This is a genomic window from Burkholderia sp. E168m22 (assembly GCF_001319805.1).
GTDB classification, from domain to species: domain Bacteria; phylum Pseudomonadota; class Gammaproteobacteria; order Burkholderiales; family Burkholderiaceae; genus Burkholderia; species Burkholderia orbicola.
On the sequence record NZ_BBSK01000086.1, the window covers coordinates 122,406 to 129,175 of the forward strand.

Annotated in this window: 6 protein-coding genes; 2 read left to right on the forward strand and 4 right to left on the reverse strand. The window is 68.8% G+C overall.

The window, feature by feature from the left end; translation table 11 throughout:
- Nucleotides 1-59 precede the first annotated feature (59 nt).
- The 3 genes from AP428_RS20035 to AP428_RS20045 form a co-directional block, all read right to left on the reverse strand.
- Nucleotides 60-1,505, reverse strand: coding sequence for a sialidase family protein (locus AP428_RS20035; protein ID WP_011547662.1), 1,446 nt, complete (start codon nt 1,503-1,505; stop codon nt 60-62).
- 454 nt (nt 1,506-1,959) lie between these two features.
- Complete coding sequence (locus tag AP428_RS20040; protein WP_011547663.1) at nt 1,960-2,391, reverse strand: MarR family winged helix-turn-helix transcriptional regulator; 432 nt, start codon at nt 2,389-2,391, stop codon at nt 1,960-1,962.
- Nucleotides 2,388-3,305, reverse strand: coding sequence for a serine aminopeptidase domain-containing protein (locus tag AP428_RS20045; RefSeq protein ID WP_011547664.1), 918 nt, complete (start codon nt 3,303-3,305; stop codon nt 2,388-2,390). The genes AP428_RS20040 and AP428_RS20045 overlap by 4 nt, the downstream gene beginning before the upstream one ends.
- Before the next feature lie 266 nt (nt 3,306-3,571).
- On the opposite strand from AP428_RS20045, the gene AP428_RS20050 reads away from it, so the two are divergent.
- The gene (locus AP428_RS20050; RefSeq protein WP_011694746.1) at nt 3,572-4,540 is read left to right on the forward strand and encodes an ABC transporter substrate-binding protein; all 969 of its coding nucleotides are present in this window, start codon (nt 3,572-3,574) and stop codon (nt 4,538-4,540) included.
- Nucleotides 4,541-4,601: 61 nt separating this feature from the next.
- Nucleotides 4,602-5,696: an LLM class flavin-dependent oxidoreductase gene (locus tag AP428_RS20055; protein WP_011547666.1), complete on the forward strand. Its 1,095-nt coding sequence runs from the start codon at nt 4,602-4,604 to the stop codon at nt 5,694-5,696.
- A 75-nt stretch (nt 5,697-5,771) separates the two neighbouring features.
- On the opposite strand, the gene AP428_RS20060 is transcribed toward AP428_RS20055, so the two are convergent.
- On the reverse strand, nt 5,772-6,704 hold the full coding sequence (locus AP428_RS20060; protein WP_011547667.1) for an ABC transporter substrate-binding protein: 933 nt from the start codon (nt 6,702-6,704) through the stop codon (nt 5,772-5,774).
- Between the last annotated feature and the right edge of the window lie 66 nt (nt 6,705-6,770).

Below are 6,770 nucleotides of genomic sequence, written 5' to 3' on the forward strand. Positions count from 1 at the left end.
TGCGCCCGCCGCCGCGCGACGCATGGCGTCGGAGCGGCGGCGAGGCGGCCAGGCGCGCGTTACGGCGCGAAGAACACGTCGGTGCGGTTCGTCAGGTTGCCCGCGTTGGTCTGCACGAAGAACGGATGGAACGAGGACGACGGGAGAACGTCGAGCCCCTGGTAGTCGCCGATGAAGAACCCTTCGGCGTTGGGCGCGAGCTTCATGTCGAACGGGCCGCCGACGCGTCGCTCGTCGGCGAACGTGGCGCCGCCGTCATGCGAGATCTTGCGCCAGAAGCCGGTCGGCAGCGTCGTCGTGTTGCCGGCCTGCAGGTCGCGGAAGTCGTAGTGCGTGACCATCACCGCGCCCGTGTTGTCGACGCGCACCGACGGATTGAACGCGGGGCGCCCGGTCGGCGTATTCACCTGTTGCGGCGTGCTCCAGCTCGCGCCGCCATCCTTCGACGTCGATAGCGCGATCTCGTCGTACGCGCCGCCGTTGAAGCGGCTGTCCTGCCACACGACGTAGAGCTGCCCGGATGCGGGATCGATCGCGGGTTCCGGAATGATGTCGCCGGTGCGCACGGGTTCGCCGGTGTTCGGGTCCGTGACGCCGACCGTCTGCAGTCCCGCGATGACTTGCGGCTTGGTCCACGTCGCGCCGTCGTCGGTCGACTTGATGAAGGCGACCTTGCCGGCCGCCTTGCTGAACGGCGGCTGGATCAGGTCGAAGAAATCGTAGAGCGTGCCGCTCTTCGGATCGACGACGATCTGGTTGCCGATCGTCTGCTGGCGCGACGGCACGTCGACGATCACCTTCGCGGCGCTCCACGTCTTGCCGCCGTCGATCGTCTTCGAGAACAGCGTCGGCCCGCGGTACGCCTTCGTGTGCAGGTTCGCGTACGGGTTGCCGTTCGGCAGCTCGAGACGGTCCCATACCGCGTAGGCGGTGCCGGCCTTCACCGGGTTGGCGGTCACCGATTCCTTGTCGTTGAAGAACTGCGTCGTCGGTTCGTCGTTCGCGATCAGCACGGCCGGGCTGCTCCACGTTTGCCCACCGTCGGTCGAGACCGACGCGCCGACCGCGTTGGCGTTGTTCGACTGGTTGAACGAGATCGATACCGAGTACGCGGTGCCGTCCGGCCCGAAGGAGACCCACGGATCGGACGCGCGCTCGTATTTCAGCCCGCCCGGCGCGCACGCGCTGAACGGCTGCGGCGTGCGCGCCCAGGTTGCGCCCGCATCGAACGTGTAGCCGGCGACGAGCCCGTGGGCGCCGCCGTTCGACCAGCGATCCTGCTGCCACACGCCGATCATGTTGTTCGGGTTCGCCGGGTTGACCGCGAGCCACGGTTCGACTTCTGCATTCACGTAGTTGGTGCCCGGGCCGCCGATGGTGCACGCGGCGAACGGGCTCGGGCCCGACACGACGACGGGTTCGGCGTGCGCCACGGCAGCGGCGGCCAGCGCCATCGCGGCGGACAGGCGGGTGACAAGCGGATGGGACACGATCATGCGTCGCATGGACGACTCCTCGGTGAGGGGCGGATGCGATGGCGGGGCACGACGAGACGACGCGAGCCGGGGCGCGGCGAATCGTGCCGCGCACGTCGTGACGTGCCGTTCAGCATGCCGCTTCAGTCATCGCGATCCGCGTGCGCTGGATGCCGCCAGCGCTTCGGTTAAGACTCCTCTTCGTTTTCAATGCTTGTCGGGTGTGTCTGCGATGTCGACCCGACGGGAACGCCAGTCCGGGCATGCGACGAATGTGTCGAAGTGGATTGCAATGTAGGCGATTCGAATGCCGCGCAACAGGCGGTTTTTTGTAACAGGACGTAGCCGGAAAGCGTTGCCGGAAGCAGGCGTCCGGCATGCAAGATTTGCCGTTGGGCGGCATGAAAATCGAATCGAAAACGCGAATCGCAATCGCTTGCGATTGATGTCGGCACGCGCCGACCGTGAGCGCGTGATGCGCTGCTCAGCGCTCCGCCGGAAAGCGCTCCTGCAACGTGTGCAGCCAGCGCGAGACGACGTCGAGTTCGGCGTCGGAAAACCCGTCGCACAGCTTGCCGTTGAGTTCGCGCAGCAGCACGCGCGCACGCTTGAGTGCCGCGTGGCCTGCGTCGGTCAGGTACAACCGCGTCGCGCGGCCGTCGTCCGAATCGGCATGACGCGTGATGAGGCCAGCCTTCGCCATTCGGTCGGCGAGCCCCGTCATCGCGGACGGCGCCAGTTGCAATGCGGCGCCGACTTCGCCGATCAGCGCGCCGTCCTGCTTCGCGAGACAGAACAGCACGCCGGCCTGCGCGGCGCTCGCGCGCGTTTCGGTTTCGGCCTTGCGGTCGATCCAGCGCTGCACGCGTCGCTGGCCGATGTTCAACATGAAAAACAGTCGTCGGTCTTCGCTCAAGCTGGGTTCCCGGCTGCAATGGAAAGGGAGGGACGGCCCGCGGTGCGCGGCGTGTCGAGCGCCTGCGCGAGCCAGTCGGCGACGTCGGGCCACAGCACGGTGCCGGGCCGGCTCCGAAAGAAGCCCATGTGCCCGACCGGGCCGCTGCCCGCCGCGCGCGGATCGATCTGGCGGCGTTCGACCTTCGCGCGGGTCAGATAGCTTACCAGCAGGCCGATCGCGGCCGGGTTCGCCCACGGATCGTCGTCGAAGCCGAGCGCGAGGATCGGCAACTGCTGCTTCGAGAAGCGTTCGGCCGCGCCGAGCGTCGGATCGTCAAAGAAGTAGTGAGGCAGCGTCGTCCAGCGGCTCCATTCGCGGAACACGCCGGCCGGCAGATCCTCGCCGAGCCCGAGTCGCTTGCCGGGCACGTAGCCGAGCAACGCGGACGTCAGCGGGCCGAGCACGCGCAGGATCAGCCGCACCTTCAGGCGTTCGGCCGCCTGCGCGATCAGCCGCGTGCTGCCCGCATGCGCGGCGACCAGCACGGCCGCGCGCAGATGCGTCGTCGCGCCGGACAGCCCGATCGCGTGACCGCCGACGCTGTGGCCGACGGCCAGCAACGGCAGCCCTTCATACGCGTGCCGGGCCCACGCGGTCGCGGCGCCCACGTCGAGCTCCATCCAGTCGCGCATGCGGGCCTGCAGCGCGCCCAAACGCGCCGGCCGCGAGGCGCCGATGCCGCGATAGTTGTAGGTCAACGCCGCGAAACCGCGTTCGGTCAGGAAGCGCGCGAAGCCCGCATACAGCCGCTCGGGCACGGCCGTCGCCGGATGGATCAGGATCAGCGCGCGCGGCGCCGCGTCCGGCGACCACAGCGTGCCGTGCAGCACGTAGCCGTCGGCGGCGGAAAATTCGATGGGTTCGGAGCTCATGGGCGTCCTCGCTCGGGCAGTTATTTCGTATGCGAAATATAGTTCGTAATTTATTTCGTGCACGAAATATCTGTCGAGGAACCCTTCGAACTTCGAGAGGCGTCGGCAGACGACGAGCAGTGCACGCACGCGAGCGAGTCATAAAATATTTGCATCTTTGTATAGAAGAATATTGCGTTTGTGTCATGAAGTGGATCGACGTATCTTCACCGGTTCCATCCGTTGCGCCGGCGGTTTCGCACGGCGGACAAACCTTCCGGGAGATCATGTTGCTGAGCCGAATCGTCACGGCGCTCTTGCTGGCGCTCGCCGCGCAGCCGGGCATCGCCAAAGACACCGTCACGCTGCGTGTCGGTGAACAGAACTACTTCAACATCCAGGCGTCGATGGAGGCGTCCGGCGCGCTGAAGGACCTGCCTTACACGATCGAGTGGAAGCACTTCCAGGCCGCCGCGCCGGTGGCCGAAAGCCTGAACGGCAACGCGATCGACCTCGGCTTCCTCGGCGATTCCGCGCTGCTCACGCTGGCCGCGCGCGGCGCGCCGGTCAAGGTCGTCGCGGTGTCGCGGCAGAGCCTCGACGGCGTCGCGATCCTCGTGCCGAAGAACTCGCCGGTGCGCACCGTGGCCGACCTGCAGGGCAAGACCATCGCGGTATGGCGCGGCGCGTGGAGCCAGCAGCTCGTGCTGCGTGCGCTCGAACACGCGGGGCTGCGCGCCGATTCGGTGAAGTACGCGTACCTGATGCCGATCGACGCGACCAACGCGCTCGCGAACGGCTCGGTCGACGCGGTGTCGCTGTGGGAGCCGTTCGTCAGCACGCTCGCATTGCGGCAGGGCGCGCGGCCCGTGACGACCGCGCAGGGGCTGATGCCGGCGCTGAGCTTCGTCGCCGCGAACGAGCAGGCCGCAGCGGGCAAGCGCGCCGAGATCACCGATTTCCTGCGGCGTGTGGTGGTCGCGCGCCAGTGGGTCGACAGCCATCCGCGCGAGTACGCGGACCTGTGGGCGAAACGCGCGAATCTCGAACCCGACGTCGCGTATCGCTGGCTCAACAATGCCCGGCAGCGCGTCGGCCCGGTCGACGAGACGGCCGCGAAGGATGCACAGAATACGGCCGACTTCCTGCACAAGTCCGGCGTGATTCCGGCCGCGTACGACACGTCGAAGCTGCTCGACCGCTCGTATGCGGGCGCGTTCGCGGCGCCTGCGCAGAAGACCGCCGCCGCGCAGTGACCGTGCGGCCCGCTACACGATTCCCGCGATTCCCGATCGACATACCCGAGGACATCCCGACATGCCAGTCGACATCATCGGCATGATCACCGCGACGCCCGGCGCAGAGGTCGACGTGCCGGGCGGCGCGGCCGTCCAGCCCGACTACGTGCGCCGCTTCGCGCAGGCGCACGAGGCCGCCGGCTTCGACCAGATCCTGATCGGCCATTTCAGCAACGCGGCGGACGGCTTCATCGTCGCGTCGTTCGCGGCCGCCGCGACCGAACGCATCCGCCTGCTGCTCGCGCACCGGCCGGGCGTGATCGTGCCGTCGGCCGCCGCGCGGCAGATCGCGACGCTCGACGTGTTCAGCGGCGGCAGGCTCGCGCTGAACGTGGTGTCCGGCGGCGACGACACCGACTTGCAGCGTGACGGCGATTTCGTGCCGCACGATGCGCGCTACCGCCGCACCGGCGAATATCTCGACGTGCTGAAACGGATCTGGCTGGCCGATGCGCCGGTCGATCACGACGGCGCGTTCTACCGGCTGCGCGGCGCATCGCCGCTCGTGAAGGGCGCGCAGCGACCGCACGTGCCGATCTATTTCGGCGGCTCGTCGCCGGCCGCGCTTGCCGTTGCGGGCGAGCATGCGGATGTCTACATGACGTGGGGCGAGCCGCTCGACGCGGTGCGCGAGCAGATCGCGCGCGTACGGGCCGCCGCCACGCCGTTCGGGCGCGCGCCGCGCATCAGCGTGTCGTTCCGGCCGATCGTCGCCGATACCGAGGCGGCCGCGTGGGAGAAGGCCGAGGCGATCCGCGAGCGCGTGCGGGCGGCGCGGCTCGCGAACGGCCAGCCGATCGCCGGTCATGCGCCGCAGAATGCGGGCTCGCAGCGCCTGATGGCCGCCGCCGCGCAGGGCGATGTGCTCGACGAGCGGCTGTGGATGGGGGTTGCGAACCTGACCGGCGCGCGCTGGAATTCGACCGCGCTGGTGGGCACGCCCGAGCAGGTCGCGCGAGCGCTGGGCGCGTATTACCGGCTCGGCGTATCGACGTTCCTGATTCGCGGTTTCGATCCGCTCGACGATGCACTGGCCTACGGGCGCGACTTGATCCCGGCGATTCACGCGCATATTGCGGAACTCGACCGCTATCAGGCGGCGGTGCCGGCGTAGACGAACGACCGATCGATCGGATCGCGCCGGCGCGTCCGCCACGACATGCCGGCGCGATTGTCTTGAGCGACACGCTCAGAACGACGGCAACCCCGGCGGATTGGTCTCCGCCCGCGCGATCGCCTCGCTCTGCAAACCCCAGCGTGCCAGCGCCTGCCCATAGCGGCCGTTGCCGATCAGCGCATTGGTCGCGAGGGTCAGCGCCGGCGCGAGTCCGCTGCCGCGGCGCGTCGCGATCGCGACGTCCGCATTCGCCGGCCAGCCTGCATTGACGACGCCGACGCGGCGGATCTTGCCGCTGCGCGCGGCCTCGTACGCGAGCGACGCGTTCGGGTTCAGCTCCGCATCCGCGCGGCCCGACAGCAGCGCGACGCGCGCCGTCGCATCGTCGTCGAAATAGAGCAGTTCGGCCGGCTTCAGCCCTTGCGCGACGTTGCGCTTGCTCCATTCGAGCAGGATGCGCTCCTGGCTCGTGCCGGCGCCGGTGATGATCCGCAGGCCCGCGATGTCCTTCGGCTCCGCGATCTTCACGATCGGGCTGGCGGTGCGCACGTAGAAGCCGTGCAGCCCGAGCCGGTAGGTCGTGAAATCGTATTTCTCCTTGCGCTTCTCGGTCACGCCGACGTTCGAGATCACCGCGTCGTACTTGCCGGACGTCAGCCCGAGCGGCCAGTCGGCCCACGCGATCGGCAGCAGCACGAGCGTGCGGCCGAGCGCGTCCGCGACCAGTTGCGCATAGTCGGGATCGGCGCCGACCACGGTGCGCGCGTCGGTCGCATAGGTCGACACGGGCGGCGCGTGCGGCGAGATCGCGACCGTGAATGCGCCGTCGCGCACCCAGTGGTAGCCGCTGGCCGCGCGGATGGCCGCGTCGTCGGGGCTCGCGCGCAGGCGGCCGGCCTGACGCGGGTCGAGGTCGGCGGTGGCGGCCGCCGCGCGTGCCGCGTGCCACGGCAGGCCCGATGCCGCGACCAGCGCGGCCGTGATGAACTGGCGTCGATCGGTCATCGTGCGGTACCTCGCAGGTGGGAAGCGGCGCGCATCACAGCACCCGCGACAGGAACGCGCGGGTGC

Coding starts and splice junctions, on each gene's coding strand:
- AP428_RS20035 (WP_011547662.1), bottom strand. CDS start 1,505: ATGCGACGCATGATCGTGTCCCATCCGCTTGTCACCCGCCTGTCCGCC.
- AP428_RS20045 (WP_011547664.1), bottom strand. CDS start 3,305: ATGAGCTCCGAACCCATCGAATTTTCCGCCGCCGACGGCTACGTGCTG.
- AP428_RS20050 (WP_011694746.1), top strand. CDS start 3,572: ATGTTGCTGAGCCGAATCGTCACGGCGCTCTTGCTGGCGCTCGCCGCG.
- AP428_RS20055 (WP_011547666.1), top strand. CDS start 4,602: ATGCCAGTCGACATCATCGGCATGATCACCGCGACGCCCGGCGCAGAG.
- AP428_RS20060 (WP_011547667.1), bottom strand. CDS start 6,704: ATGACCGATCGACGCCAGTTCATCACGGCCGCGCTGGTCGCGGCATCG.